Origin of the sequence: Streptomyces sp. NPDC085946, assembly GCF_044540485.1 — a bacterium.
Lineage (GTDB): Bacteria > Actinomycetota > Actinomycetes > Streptomycetales > Streptomycetaceae > Streptomyces.
On record NZ_JBITSF010000001.1, the window covers coordinates 1,033,506 to 1,050,969 of the forward strand.

The 17,464-nt window shown below is 72.3% G+C and carries 16 protein-coding genes; 8 read left to right on the forward strand and 8 right to left on the reverse strand.

Annotated elements, in window-relative coordinates:
- Positions 1-45 precede the first annotated feature (45 nt).
- Complete coding sequence (locus tag ACIF8T_RS04580) at positions 46-474, forward strand: VOC family protein (RefSeq protein ID WP_400031051.1); 429 nt, start codon at positions 46-48, stop codon at positions 472-474.
- A gap of 43 nt (positions 475-517) precedes the next feature.
- Here ACIF8T_RS04580 and ACIF8T_RS04585 read toward each other — a convergent pair whose 3' ends face one another.
- Positions 518-1,072, reverse strand: a complete 555-nt coding sequence (locus tag ACIF8T_RS04585; protein ID WP_400031053.1) for a methylated-DNA--[protein]-cysteine S-methyltransferase — start codon at positions 1,070-1,072, stop codon at positions 518-520.
- A gap of 82 nt (positions 1,073-1,154) precedes the next feature.
- Entirely contained in the window at positions 1,155-2,024 is an 870-nt protein-coding gene (locus ACIF8T_RS04590) for a glycerophosphodiester phosphodiesterase (protein WP_400031055.1), read from the reverse strand.
- Positions 2,025-2,303: 279 nt separating this feature from the next.
- Between ACIF8T_RS04590 and ACIF8T_RS04595 the strand changes: the two genes are divergently transcribed.
- The 6 genes from ACIF8T_RS04595 to ACIF8T_RS04620 all read left to right on the forward strand — a co-directional run bounded on the left by ACIF8T_RS04595 (position 2,304) and on the right by ACIF8T_RS04620 (position 11,061).
- Complete coding sequence (locus ACIF8T_RS04595) at positions 2,304-3,173, forward strand: MHYT domain-containing protein (protein WP_400031057.1); 870 nt, start codon at positions 2,304-2,306, stop codon at positions 3,171-3,173.
- A 40-nt stretch (positions 3,174-3,213) separates the two neighbouring features.
- Entirely contained in the window at positions 3,214-5,373 is a 2,160-nt protein-coding gene (gene uvrB, locus ACIF8T_RS04600; protein ID WP_400031059.1) for an excinuclease ABC subunit UvrB, read from the forward strand.
- Between the two features lie 193 nt (positions 5,374-5,566).
- A complete protein-coding gene (locus ACIF8T_RS04605) occupies positions 5,567-6,145 on the forward strand; it encodes a TerD family protein (RefSeq protein ID WP_400031061.1) in 579 nt (192 codons plus the stop codon).
- 78 nt (positions 6,146-6,223) lie between these two features.
- On the forward strand, positions 6,224-8,251 hold the full coding sequence (locus tag ACIF8T_RS04610) for a TerD family protein (protein WP_400031063.1): 2,028 nt from the start codon (positions 6,224-6,226) through the stop codon (positions 8,249-8,251).
- Between the two features lie 283 nt (positions 8,252-8,534).
- Positions 8,535-9,533, forward strand: coding sequence for a TerC/Alx family metal homeostasis membrane protein (locus ACIF8T_RS04615; RefSeq protein WP_400031065.1), 999 nt, complete (start codon positions 8,535-8,537; stop codon positions 9,531-9,533).
- A 427-nt stretch (positions 9,534-9,960) separates the two neighbouring features.
- The gene (locus ACIF8T_RS04620; protein ID WP_400031067.1) at positions 9,961-11,061 is read left to right on the forward strand and encodes a calcium:proton antiporter; all 1,101 of its coding nucleotides are present in this window, start codon (positions 9,961-9,963) and stop codon (positions 11,059-11,061) included.
- Here ACIF8T_RS04620 and ACIF8T_RS04625 read toward each other — a convergent pair.
- Positions 11,051-12,388, reverse strand: a complete 1,338-nt coding sequence (locus ACIF8T_RS04625) for an MFS transporter (RefSeq protein WP_400031069.1) — start codon at positions 12,386-12,388, stop codon at positions 11,051-11,053. The genes ACIF8T_RS04620 and ACIF8T_RS04625 overlap by 11 nt on opposite strands.
- Positions 12,389-12,604: 216 nt before the next feature.
- Between ACIF8T_RS04625 and aroQ the strand changes: the two genes are divergently transcribed.
- Positions 12,605-13,078 carry a type II 3-dehydroquinate dehydratase gene (gene aroQ / locus ACIF8T_RS04630; protein WP_400031071.1) on the forward strand — a complete coding sequence of 158 codons (474 nt, stop codon included), beginning with the start codon at positions 12,605-12,607 and terminating at the stop codon, positions 13,076-13,078.
- Positions 13,079-13,162: 84 nt separating this feature from the next.
- Here the strand turns inward: aroQ and ACIF8T_RS04635 are convergent, their stop codons facing one another.
- The 5 genes from ACIF8T_RS04635 to ACIF8T_RS04655 form a co-directional block, all read right to left on the reverse strand.
- The gene (locus tag ACIF8T_RS04635) at positions 13,163-13,915 is read right to left on the reverse strand and encodes an amino acid ABC transporter ATP-binding protein (RefSeq protein ID WP_400031073.1); all 753 of its coding nucleotides are present in this window, start codon (positions 13,913-13,915) and stop codon (positions 13,163-13,165) included.
- Complete coding sequence (locus tag ACIF8T_RS04640; RefSeq protein WP_400031075.1) at positions 13,912-14,814, reverse strand: amino acid ABC transporter permease; 903 nt, start codon at positions 14,812-14,814, stop codon at positions 13,912-13,914. Before ACIF8T_RS04640 ends, ACIF8T_RS04635 begins: the two co-directional genes overlap by 4 nt.
- Positions 14,811-15,695, reverse strand: coding sequence for an ABC transporter substrate-binding protein (locus ACIF8T_RS04645; RefSeq protein ID WP_400031077.1), 885 nt, complete (start codon positions 15,693-15,695; stop codon positions 14,811-14,813). Before ACIF8T_RS04645 ends, ACIF8T_RS04640 begins: the two co-directional genes overlap by 4 nt.
- Before the next feature lie 201 nt (positions 15,696-15,896).
- Entirely contained in the window at positions 15,897-16,553 is a 657-nt protein-coding gene (locus ACIF8T_RS04650) for an MBL fold metallo-hydrolase (RefSeq protein ID WP_400031079.1), read from the reverse strand.
- Between the two features lie 44 nt (positions 16,554-16,597).
- Complete coding sequence (locus tag ACIF8T_RS04655; RefSeq protein WP_400031496.1) at positions 16,598-17,284, reverse strand: maleylpyruvate isomerase family mycothiol-dependent enzyme; 687 nt, start codon at positions 17,282-17,284, stop codon at positions 16,598-16,600.
- Between the last annotated feature and the right edge of the window lie 180 nt (positions 17,285-17,464).

The following is a 17,464-nucleotide window of genomic DNA, read 5'->3' on the forward strand; positions in this document are numbered from 1 at the left end:
GTCAAACCCTTGCGGCCCGTCGGGGACACCACCAGCCTGGGGTGCATGACGGAACACACACCACGTCTCGACCACGTCGTCCTCTGGGTGCGCGACCCGGTCGCCGCCGCCGGCTTCTACACGGAGGCGGTGGGCCTGGAGGCGGTCCGGCTCGCCGAGTACGCCGCGGGCGAGGCGCCGTTCCCCTCCGTACGCGTCAACGACGAGACCATCCTCGATCTCATGCCGCCGGCCATGGCGGAGCGCATGACGATGCTGCCCGGCGCCCCCGAGAGCGCGGGGCACCCCGTCAACCACGTCTGCCTGTCCCTGCCGGGCGCCGGCTTCGAGGCACTGCTCGGCCGGCTCCGGGAGCGGTCGGTCCCCGTGTCGGACGTCTCGTACGACTCCTTCGGAGCCCGCGGCCCGGCGAGGCGCAGCTTCTACTTCCGCGACCCGGACGGCAACGTCTTCGAGGCCCGTCACTACGACTGACCGGGCCCGCCGAGGGGCCGGGCCCCGCGGCCGCCGGCGCGGCTCAGAACAGCGGCTCGGGCAGGACCCCCTCCAGGGCGAGCAGCTTGCGCTTGGTCTCCACCCCGCCGCCGAACCCCCCGAGGCCGCCGCCGCTCTCCACGACCCGGTGGCAGGGCACCACCACCGGCAGCGGGTTGGCGCCCATGGCCATGCCCACGGCCTGGGCGGCACCCGGCTGGCCGACCCGCCCGGCCAGGTCGCCGTAGCCGACGACCGTGCCGTAGGGGACGCCGGCGGCCAGGGCGCGCAGCACCTCCCGGGGGAAACCCGAGATCAGCGACCAGTCCAGCGGCAGGTCGAAGTCGCGCCGCGCCCCGGCGAAGTACGCCTCGACCTGGCGTATCGCCTCGGTCAGCAGCGGGGAGCCGGGCCGCTCGACGGGCTCGGTGCCCAGCCGGGACGCGAGCCGGCCGAGCGCCCGGTCCCGCACCTCGTCCGTGGCGTGGAACACCACGTTGACCAAGCCCTCGGAGGTCGCGGCCAGCAGCAGCGGACCGATGGCGGTGCCGACCACGGTCCACACGACCCGCTGCCCGTCCTGCCGTTCGCTGTTCATGCGCCCCACCGTACGGCCCGCCACCGACAACGCTCCCACGGCACAGGCACAGGCACCGGAGGCCGGGGGCGGCCCGGGCGCCTCACCCGCCCACGGCGTCCCGCACCACGTCCGGCTTGTTGGTGATGATGCCGTCGACCCCGTACCCGGCGACCCGCTGCGCGGTGGCCGCGTCGTCGACGGTCCACGTGCAGACCTCCAGGGGCCTGCCGTGCGGCCCCCGGAACGCGTGGACGGCGGAGACGTACCCCAGGGACAGCGAGCCGTGCGAGGGGTTGATCTGGTCGGCGAAGGCGGCGTACGCGGCCAGGTCCGCCACGCCGGGCGTGCCGAGGAAGCCGGTCTTCACGCCGGGCCTCAGCTCGTGGACGGTCCGGACGCTGTCCGGGCTGAAGCTCTGCACGACCAGCCGGTCCGCCAGGTGCGGGGCGTCGAGCCACCCCTCGTTGCTGAGCAGTTTGAGCGTCTGCCGCTCGATGCCGGGGTACAGCTGCGGGTTCTTGATCTCCAGGAGCAGCTTCTGGTGGTGGTGTTCGACACGGTCCACGAACTGCCGCAGCGTCGGCACGCGCGCGCCCGCGTAGGCCGGACCGAACCAGCTGCCCGCGTCGAGGCGGGCGATCTCGGCGGCGGTGAAGTCCTTCACCTTCCACGGCGCCCGGTCGGGGAAGACCTCCTCGGCGTCCGTGGTGCGCCGGAGGCTGTCGTCGTGCACCACGACGAGCTCGCCGTCCCTGGTGCGCTGGACGTCGTTCTCCACCCAGGCGATGCCCAGCTCGGCCGCCTTGTCGACGGCGGCCAAGGTGTTCTCGGGCGCGTACGCGGAGGCGCCCCGATGGGCGATGACAAGGGGCGACGCGCCATGATCGCCGGCGCGGGCGGGGGAGGGGAACAGCAGGGCCGCGGTCCCCAGGAGCGCGGCGGTCGAGGCGGCGACAGCGCGGGCGTGCATGCGTACTCCTCGCGTCGAGCGATCACGGACAGCACAACTGTGACAGCAGAGGGTCAACGGAAGGCGCGTACGGGATGACCACAGCCTGAATGGATCCGCCCAACTGCGGTCACTCGTGCCGCACAACTGGGGCAGGCCTGTGTTTCTTCGCCGGAAAGTCGTTCGACCATTCCGGTGGGAGTCATACTCTCTGCGTCAGCCATGGCCGCTCGCGCGGCCCTGGGAGGGGGGCGCACATCCAGTAATTCCGGGACGCAAAGGCGGGAAGGACAGCCGCGCATGCAGGGCACGGTCGACGGATTCAGCTACGGCCTCGTCACACCGCTGGTGGCCTATCTCATGGCCTGTCTCGGCGGCGCACTCGGCCTGCGCTGCACCACCAGGTCCATGCTCGTCACCCGGTCCTGGCGCCCCGGCTGGCTCGCCCTGGGCTCGGCCGCGATCGGGTCCGGCATATGGACCATGCACTTCGTGGCGATGATGGGCTTCACCGTCCGCGAGACGCCGATCCACTACGACAAGGCGCTGACCTTCGCGAGCCTGGCCCTCGCCATCGTCATGGTGGGCATCGGGATCTTCATCGTCGGCTACAGGGGCGCCCGCGGCACGGCCCTGTTCACCGGGGGCACCATCACCGGCCTGGGCATCGCCTCCATGCACTACCTCGGCATGGCCGGCATCACCCTCAACGGGGAACTCGGCTACAACACGCTCACCGTCGCCGCGTCCGTGGTCATCGCCATGGCGGCCGCCACCGCCGCCCTCTGGGCGGCCGGACAGATCAGGGGATTCCTCTGGAGCGTGGGCGCGAGCCTCGTCATGGGACTCGCCGTCAGCGGCATGCACTACACCGGGATGGCCGCCCTGAGCGTCCACCTCCACGACACGGCCGAGGTCGTCGAGGGCGACACGCCCGCGACCCTGCTCGCCCCGATGCTGGTCGGCCCGCTGGCCTTCCTCCTCCTCGCCGGCGTCGTGGTGCTGTGCGACCCCAAGATGGTCATGGGCAGGCCCACCGTGACGCCCGTCGAGGACAAGCCGGGCATCCCCGCCCACCCGGACGTCCCCCGGCAGGACGCGGACCGCCCTCCGCTCCGCCCCCGCCGCGGCACCGGCCACCGCGAGGCCCGGACCCCGCAGAACCGCTGACCCGAACCGGTTGTCAGTGCGTGGCCGTACGGTGGATGGCATGCGGCCCGTTTCCCACATCGAACGCACGGTGGCGCCCTTCGAGGTCGTCAGCCCCTACCAGCCGAGCGGCGACCAGCCGGCGGCCATCGCCGAGCTGGCCAAGCGCATCCAGGCAGGTGAGAAGGACGTCGTCCTGCTGGGCGCGACCGGCACCGGCAAGTCCGCCACCACCGCGTGGATGATCGAGAAGCTCCAGCGGCCCACGCTCGTGATGGCACCGAACAAGACGCTGGCCGCCCAGCTGGCCAACGAGTTCCGCGAGCTCCTGCCGAACAACGCGGTCGAGTACTTTGTCTCGTACTACGACTACTACCAGCCCGAGGCGTACGTCCCGCAGTCGGACACCTACATCGAGAAGGACTCCTCGATCAACGAGGAGGTCGAGCGCCTGCGGCACTCCGCGACCAACTCGCTGCTCACCCGCCGCGACGTCATCGTGGTCGCCTCGGTCTCCTGCATCTACGGCCTGGGCACGCCGCAGGAGTACGTGGACCGCATGGTCACCCTCCGGGTCGGCGACGAGATCGACCGCGACGAGCTGCTGCGCCGCTTCGTGGACATCCAGTACACGCGCAACGACATGGCGTTCACCCGCGGCACCTTCCGGGTCCGCGGCGACACCATCGAGATCTTCCCGGTCTACGAGGAGCTCGCCGTCCGCATCGAGATGTTCGGCGACGAGATCGAGGCGCTGTCCACGCTGCACCCGCTCACCGGCGAGATCCTCAGCGACGACCAGCAGCTCTACGTCTTCCCGGCCTCCCACTACATCGCCGGCCCCGAGCGCATGGAGCGGGCGGTCAACGGCATCGAGAAGGAGCTGGAGGAGCGCCTCGCCGAGCTGGAGAAGCAGGGCAAGCTCCTGGAGGCCCAGCGCCTGCGGATGCGCACCACCTACGACATCGAGATGCTCCGCCAGATCGGCACCTGCTCCGGCGTGGAGAACTACTCGATGCACTTCGACGACCGCCCGCCGGGCTCCGCGCCGAACACCCTGCTCGACTACTTCCCGGACGACTTCGTCCTCGTCATCGACGAGTCGCACGTCACCGTGCCGCAGATCGGCGCCATGTACGAGGGCGACGCCTCCCGCAAGCGCACCCTTGTCGACCACGGCTTCCGGCTGCCCTCCGCCCTGGACAACCGCCCCCTGAAGTGGGAGGAGTTCCAGGAGCGCATCGGACAGACCGTCTACCTGTCGGCGACCCCGGGCCCGTACGAGCTGTCCCGCTCCGACGGCGTCGTCGAGCAGATCATCCGCCCCACCGGCCTCGTCGACCCGGAGGTCGTCGTCAAGCCCACCGAGGGCCAGATCGACGACCTGGTGCACGAGATCCGCAAGCGCATCGAGAAGGACGAGCGCGTCCTGGTCACCACGCTCACCAAGAAGATGGCCGAGGACCTCACCGACTACTTCCTGGAGCTCGGCATCCAGGTGCGCTACCTGCACAGCGACGTCGACACCCTGCGCCGGGTCGAGCTGCTGCGCGAGCTGCGCGCCGGTGAGTACGACGTACTGGTCGGCATCAACCTCCTGCGCGAGGGCCTCGACCTGCCCGAGGTGTCCCTGGTGGCGATCCTGGACGCCGACAAGGAGGGCTTCCTGCGCTCCGGGACCTCCCTGATCCAGACCATCGGCCGTGCCGCGCGCAACGTCTCCGGCCAGGTCCACATGTACGCAGACAAGATCACCCCGGCGATGGAGAAGGCCATCGACGAGACCAACCGCCGCCGGGAGAAGCAGGTCGCGTACAACAAGGCCAACGGCATCGACCCGCAGCCGCTGCGCAAGAAGATCAACGACATCGTCGCGCAGATCGCCCGGGAGGACATCGACACCGAGCAGCTGCTCGGCTCGGGCTACCGCAAGGCCAAGAAGGACGGCGGCGGCACCAAGGCGCCCGTTCCGTCCCTCGGCGGCAAGGCGGCGAAGGCGGCCAAGGGTGCCAAGGGTGCCAAGGGTGCCAAGGGCAAGGCCGGGGAGACCGTGCCGACCGACCGCCCGGCGGCCGAACTCGCCGAGCAGATCGAGGAGCTGACCGCCCGCATGCGGGCCGCCGCCGCGGACCTCCAGTTCGAGATCGCGGCCCGGCTGCGCGACGAGGTGTCCGAGATGAAGAAGGAGCTCCGCCAGATGCAGGAGGCGGGCCTGTCCTGACGGACCGTGCGGGGCGCCGGTCCGGTCCGGAACCGGCGCCCCGCACGTCCCGCGCGCCCCGCTCATATGCGGAGTGTTGCAAGACCGACACAAAGTGCGGCCCTGGGTACGGCACTGTCAGTGCCCCTGCGTAGGGTTCTCGTCAACCGCGGTCTTCGCGGCAACAGGGGACGTTCGAGAGGGGTATCAGCGCGTGACCGTCAACATGACCAAGGGTCAGGCCATCAGTCTGCAGAAGAACGACGGCGGCAGCCTGACCGCGGTGCGCATGGGTCTCGGCTGGCAGGCGGCCCCCCGGCGCGGCCTGTTCGGCTCGCGTACGCGGGAGATCGACCTGGACGCCTCCGCCGTCCTGTTCGCCGACAAGCAGCCGGTCGACGTCGTGTTCTTCCGCCACCTGGTGAGCGACGACGGCTCCGTCCGTCACACCGGCGACAACCTCGTCGGCGGTGTCGGCCAGGGCGGCGACGACGAGGCGATCCTCGTCGACCTGTCCCGTGTGCCGGTCCACATCGACCAGATCGTCTTCACCGTGAACTCCTTCACGGGCCAGACGTTCCAGGAGGTGCAGAACGCGTTCTGCCGCCTGGTCGACGAGACCAACGGCCAGGAGCTCGCCCGCTACACCCTGGCCGGCGGCGGCCAGTACACGGCGCAGATCATGGCGAAGGTGCACCGCTCCGGTACGGGCTGGACGATGACCGCCCTCGGCGCGCCGGCCAACGGCCGCACCTTCCAGGACCTGATGCCGTCGATCCTCCCGCTCCTCTAGGAGCGCGAGGGGGGACCGGCCGGGGCGGGCCGGTCGACGGCACACGACACATCACGAGCGACACAGGGGGAGAAGGCGATGACGGCCGAGCTGGTGCGGGGGCAGAACCACCCGCTCTCCCAGGCCCGCCTGGAGATCCGGATCTCGGCCGGCACGCCGATCGTGGCCGCGGCCACGCTGAGCGACGCCGACGGCAAGGTCCGGGGCGTCGAGTGGGTGGCCCACCCGGGCACCCCCACCCTGCCGGGCCTGGAGGTCTCCCGGCAGGCGGCGGCCGACCACCGCCTGGCGGTGGACCTGGACGCCCTGACGGAGGCCGTCCACCGGGTCAACGTGCTGCTCGCCCTGCCCGTTGGCGCCGGGACGGGACCGGCCCGCTTCGGCGCCGTGGCCGCCCCGTTCGTCGCCGTGACCGGACTCGACGGCACCGAGGTCGCCAGCTACACCCTCACCGGCCTGGAGGCCGAGTCGGCCGTCGTCGCCCTGGAGCTCTACCGCCGGCAGGGCGCCTGGAAGGTGCGCGCCGTCGGCCAGGGGTACGCCGGCGGCCTCGCCGACCTCCTCACCGATCAGGGCCTGCCGCAGGCCCACGAACTCGCCGGCAGCATCAACGACGCGGTGGCCCGGGGCCTGGCCCGCTCCGTGCAGGCGGCCCCGCCGCGCGTGGCGGACGCCGACCGCTCCCGCCGGCCGGCCGCGCCCGCGCTCGGGCCGGACCACCACGCCGGCACCGCGCCTCAGGGAGCACCCGGCCCCGTACCGCCGACCCCGTCGTACGGCGGCGGGCAGACGCCCGGCGGGCCCGGACAGCCGGTGCCGCAGCAGCCGTACCAGGGCCCGGACCCCTCCCAGGTCACCCAGCCGGGCACGCCCGCGGCGGGCGGCCCGATCGACTACAGCCACCCGCGGCGCCGGAACGCCGCTCCGCCGCCGCCCCCGCCGGCCGCGCCGCCGGCCGCCCCCGGGCAGCCGGCCCGGCCCGTCGCGGGGGATGCGACCGGCTGGTCCATGGACGAACGGCTCTACAACCAGGTCTGGGGGATGTTCGAGGACCTGGCCCGCACCACCGCCGCCTACCGCAGCGCCGTCGACTTCGCCGAGTCGCGCATGGACAAGGAGCTCGAACAGGTCCTGTCCGACCCGCGCAGCCGGATCGGCAGGCAGGGCGACGCCGCCCGCGAGGCGGCCCGCGCCCGGTACACCCAGCTGGTCGACCAGGCCAAGGAGGCCCTCGACCGCGATCTCGCCCAGCTCGTCGCCGAGGCCGAGGTCGTCGAGCCCGCGCTGCCGCCGGCGTACGCGCGCTGGGACAACCCCGTCTGGCACGGCTACCGCGTCCCGATGGAGCTGCCCATGGCCCTGCGCCTGGGCGATCTCCACGTGTCCGAGGCGGCCCAGGTCCGCATACCGATGCTGGTCCGGCTGCCGCTGGAGCGCGGCCTGTGGATCGACAGCGGCCGGGCCGGATCGTCGGACGGCTCGTTCACCGACTCCCACGACCTGAGCCGCCTCGCCATGGACACGGCCGTCGCGCACACCGCCCGGCTGCTCGCGGTCCATCCGGCGGGCGAGTTCACCGTGCACGTGATCGACCCGGCCGGGGCCGGCGCCCGGTCGCTGGCGCCGCTGGTGCAGTCGGGAGTGCTGGCGGCCCCGCCGGCCCTCGGTGCCGCGGGCGTGGCCGACGTGCTGGCGCGGCTCACCCAGCGGGTGGACCTCGTGCAGATGGCGCTGCGCGGCGGCGCCGCTGACGCGCTGCCGCCCGGCTTCGACACCTCGCAGCAGCTGCTGATCGTCAACGACTTCCCGCACGGTTTCGACGACCGGGCCGTGAACCAGCTGCGCTACCTCGCCGACGAGGGACCGGACGTCGGGGTCCACCTGATGATGGTCGCCGACCGCGAGGAGTCCTCGGCCTACGGGCCGCTGCTCGACCCGCTGTGGCGTTCCCTGCTGCGCCTGACCCCGGTGCCCGACGACCACCTCGCCGACCCGTGGGTGGGGCACGCCTGGACGTACGAGCCGTCGCTCGTGCCGGCCGGCAGCCAGGTCCTCCAGCAGGTGCTCACCCAGGTCGCCGCGGCTCGCCGGTCATGGAACCGATGACCTCCGACGGCTTTCCCAAGCTCGCGTAAAGGACCTCTGACCAGGCTTTTTGATAATCGCTTTGCCAAGCTCTTTACCGTTCCTTGGTGATTGGGGTACTGTTTTCCGTACGGAGGGGAGTACTCCCCGTCTGTGCGGCGTACCCGTCAATACGGATCAGGCCAGATCCCGGGGCGTCGGCCCGTGGGCTGCGGGCGCCTGGTGCGCGTCCGATGTCCGGGGTGGAAGAGACCTCCGGCAGCGAAGTCGCTGACACCAACCGTTGACGACTGCCGGAGGCGCAGTGGATGTTTCCCTGACCCTGTGGGTCCTGACCATCGTGGGGCTCGGTGCCCTGATCGCGGTCGACTTCTTCATCGGCCGCAAGCCGCATGACGTGTCGATCAAGGAAGCCGGAATCTGGACGGCCGTCTGGATCGTCCTGGCCGTGATCTTCGGGCTCGGCCTGCTCGTCTTCGGCGGCGGCCAGCCCGCCGGAGAGTTCTTCGCCGGCTTCATCACCGAGAAGTCGCTGAGCGTCGACAACCTGTTCGTCTTCGTCCTGATCATGGCGAAGTTCGCGGTGCCGTCGCAGTACCAGCAGCGGGTGCTGCTGATCGGCGTCCTCATAGCCCTGGTCCTGCGGGCGATCTTCATCGCCGCGGGCGCCGCGATCCTCGCCAGCTTCTCGTGGGTGTTCTACCTCTTCGGCGCCTTCCTGATCTGGACCGCCTGGAAGCTGATCCAGGAGGCCCGGGCCGACGAGGAGGACGAGGAGTACGAGGAGAACAAGCTCCTCAAGGCCGCCGAGCGCCGCTTCGGCGTGGCCGACCGCTACCACGGCACCAAGCTGTGGATCCAGCAGAACGGCAAGCGGGTCATGACCCCGATGCTGGTCGTGATGCTGGCGATCGGTACCACGGACGTCCTGTTCGCGCTCGACTCGATCCCCGCGATCTTCGGCCTGACCCAGGACCCGTACATCGTCTTCACCGCGAACGCGTTCGCCCTGATGGGTCTGCGACAGCTGTACTTCCTCATCGGCGGACTGCTGAAGAAGCTGGTCCACCTCTCCTACGGCCTGTCGGTCATCCTGGGCTTCATCGGTGTGAAGCTGGTCCTGCACGCGCTGCACGAGTCCGGTGTCCACGTCCCCGAGATCAGCATCCCGTTCTCGCTCGGCTTCATCGTCCTCGTCCTGGCGGTCACCACCGTCACCAGCCTGCTGGCCTCCAAGAAGCTGGCGGCGGCCGAGGCGGCGAACGAGCAGGGCGGCGGCGCGAAGGACAGCGTCGACGCCTGACCGGAGCGACGGCCGCAGGGGCGGCCACCGTCGGGAGCGGTGCGCGGCGAATCGCCGGCCACCGCTCCCGGTGCGTTCTCAGGACGACCTCGAAGCACGTACCAGGACCGGAAGCCCGCTGCGGACGGCCGGCCGGTCCGTGGGGGAGCGGGCCGGCCGGCGGCGGATCACCGGCCACCGCCCCCGGTGCGCGCTCGTGGCGTCCCGTACGGGCGGCCGGGGGCTCGTGTCCGGGCCGCGTGCGGGACGGGGACGCGCGTCCGGGCCGGGCGTGCGCCGGGGGCGGGGTCCGACGTGCTCGCCGACCGGCTGCACGGCCGGACGGTCCGGGTGCGCGCGTGTCCGGGCCGAGCGCGCGCCGGACGTGCGGGCGCAAGCACCGGGTGACCGGAATGCGAGGTCCGTCCGCCTCTGCGACGATCTCCGCATGATCACTCGGCTCAGGGCGCTCACGACCGCGTGGACGACCGTGGTGCCCGTGGTCGCGGTCCTCCTGCTGGTCCTCACCTGGGGACGGGATCTGCCCGGCGTGGTCGTCGCGCTGGTGACGCTGGTCCTCGCGGGGGCCGTACTGGCCGCCGTTCACCACGCCGAGGTGGTCGCCCACCGGGTGGGCGAACCCTTCGGCTCTCTCGTCCTCGCCGTCGCCGTCACGATCATCGAGGTCGCCCTCATCGTCACGCTGATGGCGGACGGCGGGGACAAGAGTTCCACCCTGGCGCGGGACACGGTGTTCGCCGCGGTGATGATCACCTGCAACGGCATCGTGGGCCTGTGCCTCCTGGTCGCCTCGCTGCGCCACGGCACGGCGGTCTTCAACCCCGAGGGCACCGGCGCCGCCCTCGCGACGGTCGCGACCCTGGCCACCCTCAGCCTGGTGCTGCCGACGTTCACCACGAGCAGGCCGGGCCCGGAGTTCTCCACGGTCCAGCTGACCTTCGCCGCGCTGTCCTCGCTGGTCCTGTACGGATTGTTCGTCGCCACGCAGACCGTGCGGCACCGCGACTACTTCCTGCCGATCACCCGCCAGGGCGAGGTGATCACCGGGGACGACCACGCCGACGCGCCCACCCTGCGCACCGCGCTGACCAGTCTCGGGCTGCTCGGCCTGGCCCTGATCGGCGTGGTGGGACTGGCCAAGGCGGTGTCGCCCACCATCGAGTCGGGCGTGGCCGCAGCCGGGCTGCACCACGCCGTGGTCGGCGTGATCATCGCCCTGCTGGTGCTGCTGCCCGAGAGCATCGCCGCGCTGCGCTCCGCCCGCCGCGACCGGGTGCAGACCAGCCTGAACCTGGCTCTCGGCTCGGCGATGGCGAGCATCGGACTGACCATCCCCGCCGTCGCCCTGGCCTCCGTGTGGCTGTCCGGTCCGCTCGTCCTCGGGCTCGGCGCCACCCACATGGTGCTGCTCGCGCTGACCGTGGTGGTGGCCTCCCTGACGGTGGTCCCGGGCCGGGCGACGCCGCTCCAGGGCGGCGTCCACCTGGTGCTGTTCGCGGCCTACCTGGAGCTGGCGGTCAATCCGTAGGCGAGGCGGCGCGCAGGGGCGTGCCGTCGGAGCGCGGCTCCGCCGCCGCTTCCGGCACCGGGCGGGTCTCCGGCAGCAGTGCGAAGCACCCGAGGCTGACCAGCGCGATCCCCGTCAGGTACGCCCCGACGCCCCAGGGCACCCGGCCGCCCTGCTCGGCCAGTGCCGTCGCCGCGATCGGGGTGAGCGCGCCGCCGAGCACACCGCCGAGGTTGTAGCCGACGGCGGCGCCGGTGCACCGGACGCGCGGTTCGTACAGTTCCGGCAGATAGGCGGCGATCACGGCGAACATGGTGATGAAGGCGAGCATCGCGCCGAGGAAGCCGAGGAACATCGCCGGCGGCGCGCCGGTCGAGAGCAGCGCGACCATGGGGAACATCCACAGGGCGGCCGCCGCGCACCCGGCCAGGCACAGGGGCCGCCGGCCGTACCGGTCGCCGAACAGCGCGGCCACCGGGGTGAGCACGCCCTTGACCAGCACCGCGGCCATGATGCAGGTCAGCATGACGCCGCGGCTCACCCCGAGCCGTTCCGTGGCGTACGCCAGGGACCAGGTCGTCACGGCGTAGAAGACCGCGTACCCCACCGCGAGCGCCCCGCCGGTCAGCAGGACCAGCCGCCAGTGGTCGCGCACGACCTCGGCGAAGGGCACGCGCGCGTGGTCGTCGATCTCCAGGAACCTGGGGCTCTCGGCGAGCGACGACCGCAGCCACAGCCCCACCACGGCCAGCACCCCCGCCGCCCAGAACGGCACCCGCCACCCCCACGCGGCGAATTGCGCTTCGGACAGCGTCGCCGACAGCCCCAGCATCACCCCGTTGGCGAGCAGGAACCCCAGCGCGGGCCCGACCTGCGGGAAGCTCGACCACAGGGCGCGCCGCCCGGCGGGCGCGTGCTCGGCGGTCAGCAGCACGGCCCCGCCCCACTCCCCGCCGAGCCCCAGCCCCTGCAGGAACCGCAGCACGAGCAGCAGCACGGGCGCGCTCACGCCGATCGACCCGTACGTCGGCACGCAGCCGACCGCGACCGTCGAGGCACCGGTCAGCAGCAGGGAGGCGACGAGGACCGGCCGCCGTCCCCGCCGGTCCCCGAGGTGCCCGAACAGCACCGACCCCAGCGGCCGCGCGACGAAGCCCACGCCGAAGGTGGCGAAGGCGGCCAGCGTCCCCGCCAGCGGGGAGAACGTCGGGAAGAACAGCGGGCCCAGGACCAGGGCCGCCGCGGTCCCGTAGACGAAGAAGTCGTAGTACTCGATGGCCGTTCCGACGAGCGAGGCCGCCGCCAGCCGTGGCAGGGAGGGTGCGCTTACGGTGCGTACGTCGTGCATGCCGCGTCAACTACCCACGGTGACCGTGCGTTACGGGGGCGCGCGGAGGGACGCGGGTGGGTCCCGCGCGCGACGGGGATGCGCCGCCGGGGCGGACGGCCCCGCCGGACGGCGGTCGCGGGACGCGGCCGGCCGCCGTGCCGGCACCCCGTGATAGACCGGGTCCGAGCAGCGGTCCCCGCCGGACCGCCCCACCGCGACCGGACCGGAGGAACCGTGCCCCGCACCCTGGCCAACGCCCCGATCATGATCCTCAACGGCCCCAACCTGAACCTGCTCGGCCAGCGCCAGCCGGAGATCTACGGCTCCGACACCCTCGCCGACGTGGAGGCGCTGTGCGCCAAGGCGGCGGCCGCGCACGGCGGCACGGTCGACTTCCGCCAGTCCAACCACGAGGGGGAGCTGGTGGACTGGATCCATGAGGCCCGCCTGCACCACTGCGGCATCGTGATCAACCCGGGCGCGTACTCGCACACCTCCGTGGCGATCCTGGACGCGCTCAACACCTGTGACGGCCTGCCGGTCCTCGAGGTGCACATCTCCAACATCCACCAGCGGGAGTCCTTCCGGCACCACTCCTACGTCTCGCTGCGCGCCGACGGGGTCATCGCGGGCTGCGGGGTGCAGGGGTACGTGTTCGGCGTGGAGCGGGTCGCCGCGCTGGCCGGGGCGGGACAGGCGCAGGCGTAAGCCCCGCCCGCCGGGACGGGCGTCCCTCACCGGACGCCCCGCCCGCCGGGACGGGCGTCCCTCACCGGACGCCCGGGAGCACCGCTACAGGCGCCCCGCCTCCACGATCCGCCGCAGGAAGCGCCGGGTGCGCTCCCGCCGCGGATCCCCGAAGACCTGCTCGGCGGTGCCGCGCTCCAGCACCACACCGCCGTCCAGGAAGCACACCTGGTCGGCGACCTCCCGGGCGAAGCCCATCTCGTGCGTGGCCAGCACCATGGTCATGCCCTCGTCCTTCAGGCCGCGGACGACGGCCAGCACCTCCCCGACCAGCTCCGGGTCCAGGGCGGCGGTGATCTCGTCGAGCAGCAGCAGCCGGGGCCGCACGGCCAGGGCGCGCACGATCGCCACCCGCTGCTGCTGGCCGCCGCTCAGCCGGTCCGGGTACTCGTCCGCCTTGGCGGCCAGCCCGAGCCGCTCCAGCAGCTCCCTGGCCTGCTCCTCGGCCCGTGCGCGCGGGACGCCGTGCACCCGGCGCGGGGCGAGGGTGACGTTCTCCAGGACGGTCATGTGCGGGAACAGGTTGTACGCCTGGAAGACCACGCCGATCCGGCGGCGCACCGCGTCCTGGTCGGCCCGCGGGTCGGTGATCTCCTCGCCGTCCAGCCAGATCGCCCCGTCGTCGATCTCCTCCAGCAGGTTCGCGCACCGCAGCAGCGTCGACTTGCCGGAGCCGGAGGCCCCGATCAGCGCGGTCACCGTGTGCGGCGCGACCTCCAGGTCCACGTCCCGCAGCACCACCGAGCCCCCGAAGGTCTTGCGGACGGATTCCATCCGCAGCACCGGCACCTCGCTCATGTCGTCCCTCCCTGGGCGCGCCGGCGGTCCATCCGGGCCGTCACCCAGTCCGTGAAGCGGGTCATGGGGATCGTCAGCGCCACGAACACGAGTCCCGCGACGATGTACGGCGTGTAGTCGAGGCTGCGCCCGGCGATGATGTCGGCGGCCCGTACGGCGTCCACCGCGCCGCCGATCGACACCAGCCCGGTGTCCTTCTGCAGGGACACCAGGTCGTTCAGCAGGGGCGGCACCTGGCGCCGCACCGCCTGGGGCAGCACCACGTGCCGGAGGGCCTGCCGGTTGCTGAGCCCCAGGGAGCGGGCCGCGGCGCGCTGCGAGGGGTGCACGGACTCGATGCCGGCGCGGAACACCTCCGCGACGTACGCCGAGTACGTCAGCGTGAGCGCGGCGCCGCCCAGCACCACCGGGTCGACGGTCACGCCCTGGAGCCGCAGCGCGGGCACCCCCAGGACCACGATCATCAGGTTGATGATCAACGGCAGTCCGCGGAAGAAGTCCGTGTACGCGGCGGCCAGGGCGCGCAGCGGGAAGAACACCGGGCCGCGCAGGGTGCGGGCGACGGCGATCAGCATGCCGAGGACCACGACGGCGGCACCGCACACGAGCAGCAGCCGGACGTTGAGCCACAGCCCCTCCAGGACCCGGGGGAACGCCTCGCGCGCGTACTCCGGGTCGAGGAACGTCTCCCTGGTGCGCGGCCAGCCCGGCGCGTTGACGACGACCAGGTAGAGCACGGCCCCGGTGACCAGGGTCGACAGCGCGGCGATCGCCGTGGCGCGGCGGGCGCGGGCGCGCTTGTACCGCTCCCGGTCGAGCCGGCGCGGGGAGGGGACGTAGCCGTCGGGTTTGCCGTCCCCGCCGGACTCCTCCCGGAACTCCGCCTCGGCCACCGTCACTTGAGCACCGGCGCGTCAACGGCCTCCGACAGCCACTTCCGCTCGATCTCCGCGAGCGTGCCGTCCTCCCGCAGCGCGTCCACGGCCCGGCTCACGCAGGGCGTGAGCGCGCTGCCCTTGTCGAGCACCAGGCCGAACTGCTCCGGCGCGCCGCCGTGGTTCTCGAACTGGCCGACGACGGTCGCGTCCGTGACCTCGGCCGCCGTGATGTAGAAGGCGGTCGGCAGGTCCACCACGATGGCGTCCACCTGGCCGTTCCTCAGCGCCGACTTGGCCTGGTCGTTCTTGGCGTACACCGCCGCCGCCCGCTTCGGCCGCACGACGTCGTCGATGTAGGTCAGGCTGGTGGTGCCGACCTGGGCGCCCAGCTTCACGTCCCTCAGGTCCGCGATGCCCGACGCCCGGGCGGCCTTGGAGCCCTTCAGCGCGACGACGGCCTGGCGCACGTCGTAGTAGCCGGACGAGAAGTCCACGGCCTTCTTCCGCTCCGCGCTGACGGACACCTGGTTGATGTCGAAGTCGAAGGTCTTCTCGCCGGGCGCGAAGGCCTTGTTGAAGGGGACGCTCTGCCAGACGACCTCGCTCCTGTCGTAACCGAGCCGCTCGGCCACGGCGTGGGCGACCGCCGACTCGAAGCCCTTGCCGTTGGCGGGATCGTCGTCCTGGAACCACGGCGCGTAGGCGGGCTTGTCCGTCGCGATCGTCAGCTTGCCCGGTGTCTCGGTCGCCAACGCACCCTTGGGGCAGCTGTCCCCGGACGGACCGGACGGCTTGGCGCCGGCCGGTCCGTCCGGCTGCGGGGCGCAGCCGACGGCGGCGGCGAGCAGGGCGACGGTGACGGCGACGACGGCGCGGCGCGGAGCGCGCGGGGCAGGATGCATGGCGGGAGATTGACAGCCGGAGGTCGGCTTGTCGAGGCCGCTCCGGCTGATTCCCGCTATGTGGGAACGTGTGTTGCGTTCTCGTGAACGCGCCCCGTATTCGGGCGCGTTGACCCGGTCCGCCGGCCCGGGGTCCCGTTACCACTCGTGTGCGGGGACGGAACCCCGTTCACCACCCGCGCGCGGGGGACGGAACCCCGTTCACCACCCGCGCGCGTGCCACTCCGGCAGGTGCGGGCGTTCCGCGCCCAGCGTGGTGTCGTCGCCGTGGCCGGGGTAGACCCAGGTCTCGTCCGGCAGCACGTCGAAGATCTTGGTCTCGACGTCGTGGATCAGACGGGCGAACGCCTTCGGGTCCTTGTGGGTGTTGCCCACACCGCCCGGGAAGAGGCAGTCCCCCGTGAACACGTGGGGGTGCCCGTGCGGGTCGTCGTAGACGAGCGCGATCGAGCCGGGCGTGTGCCCGACCAGGTGGCGTGCGGTGAGTTCCACGTGTCCGACCCGGAGGGTGTCGCCGTCGTCGAGGAGGACGTCGGTGGGCACGGGGATGCCCTCGGCGTCGTCCCGGCCCGCGTACGTGCGGGCCCCGGTGGCCGCCACCACCTCGGCGAGGGCCTGCCAGTGGTCGCCGTGCCGGTGGGTGGTGACGACGGAGGCGATGCCGTCGTCACCGATCGTGCCGAGCAGGGCGTGGGCGTCGTTCGCGGCGTCGATCAGCAGCTGCTCGTCCGTGGCCCGGCAGCGCAGCAGATAGGCGTTGTTGTTCATCGGACCGACCGCGATCTTGGTGATCATCAGGTCCTTGAGCTCGTGCACGTCGGCAGGGCCGCCGACCGTCACCTGTCCGCTGTACGTCATGGATGCCAGCCTATAGCGGGGCGGTGCGCGGCGGCCCCGGAACGCTACAGCGGCGGCAGCGCCGGCAGCGGACCGCCCTCGACCGCCAGGCCGGAGCCGTCGCGGCGGCCGGCGAGCCAGCCGAGCAGCCCGGCGGCCGGTCCTCGGACCGTGACCGGGTCCCCGGCCGCCCCGCCGGTGGTCCACACGCGGCCGTCCTCGGCGGCGAGCCGCGTCGGCGGCACGTCCGGGTGCCCGCCGAACCGCTCCGCCAGGAAGTCGATCTCCCGCTCCGTGAACTCCGCCGGCAGGTCCTCCAGCTCGTACCCGATCCCGAGGTCCACGTGGTGCAGCTCGACCTCCACCCACCGCCGGAAGGGCACCCGGGACGCCGAGTCGGTGACCCCGTTGCGCAGCTCCACCGTGCGCGACCAGTCGGCGGGTGCCGCGCCGGCCTCCTGGAAGCGGTCCGCGCTGGCGCGCAGGTCGGCGAGCTGCGCGTCGAGCGGCCGGGGGGCGTCCCGCTCGATGTCGGCGTCCCGGGCCTCGCCGGAGACGTACATGGGGCGGCCCCGGAGCACGTTCACGAGGGCGTCCGCGTTCCGGGCGAGGTGGGCGAGGACATGGCCGCGCGTCCAGCCGGGCAGGCGTGACGGCTCCGTCACAGCCGCGTCGTCCAGTGCGCCGACTGCGGTGAGCAGCCGCTCGGTGGCGTCCCGTACAGAGGCCAGGTCATGAGCGTGATCAATCATGCTCATGACCCTAGTCTCGGTCACACCTTCGGGTGAAGGAGGCGGACCGTCCCCGCTAATCGAATGCACGTGCTATATGGTCGGTCCCGGCGTCGGGCATGCTGGAAGGCCGGGGTTTGTTGGCAACCCGTGCATGCGACCGGCGTTGTCAGTGGCTCCCCCTAGTCTGAGGAAGACGGG